Here is a 662-nt window from a genome sequence, read left to right as displayed (position 1 = left end):
TTGAGTACTTACTCTGCCTTTAAAGTTTTGGAAAATCACAAACTGCTCGCTGTGATAAACCATCTGTTCACGATAAAACAAAAAGTGGTCTTGTGGCGTCTCCGTCAGTTTGCACTCCAGCGGCTTTAAGCTCTGCATTCCTTGCACGTGTGGAGCTAGCAGCAACAGTGCAAATATCCATCCATATCGCATACGACTTCCCTATTCCGCTTTCTTTCTCAAAGTATAGGTCTTGGCGTATTGGGCGATACAAAAAAGGCTTCGATCTACACAAATCAAAGCCTTTAAGTTTATCGTTTGATTGGTTGTATTAGTCGTCAGACTCAAACACCACATTGTAGTTTTCAGTGTAAGTACAATTAGGTTGACGACTACAGGTGAAAAATCGTCGTCCTTTAAATTCACCTTGGCTGGCGGTTTTGATGATCATCGGACTGCCGCATTTCTTACAAAAACGTACTTCTTTCTCAGGCTCGATCAAATCAATATGCGCTGCCAACAAGCGGCGTAAACGCCCCACTTGATAACTGTGTTTTACAGAAGTCCCGATCAGAGGCAAGTTGGCAGATTTACATACGTGCATCAGCAACTTCTGACGCTCCACCTTACCTTTATTCAATTGCTGCCCGTTATCAAACTCGATAATTACGCGCGGTTCTAAC

Annotated in this window: 2 pseudogenes; both read right to left on the bottom strand. The window is 43.2% G+C overall.

From position 1 onward, the window contains the following. Positions 1-192 (bottom strand): annotated as a pseudogene (locus tag R7Q09_RS26100) (hypothetical protein); the annotation flags it as partial. Between the two features lie 118 nt (positions 193-310). Continuing rightward, positions 311-662, bottom strand: a pseudogene (locus tag R7Q09_RS26095) (DUF2726 domain-containing protein); the annotation flags it as partial.

It is taken from the genome of Vibrio sp. 2130-1, from assembly GCF_033339515.1.
The sequence above is the reverse complement of the archived record's forward strand: the minus strand, read 5'-3'. Positions and strand labels throughout refer to the sequence as shown.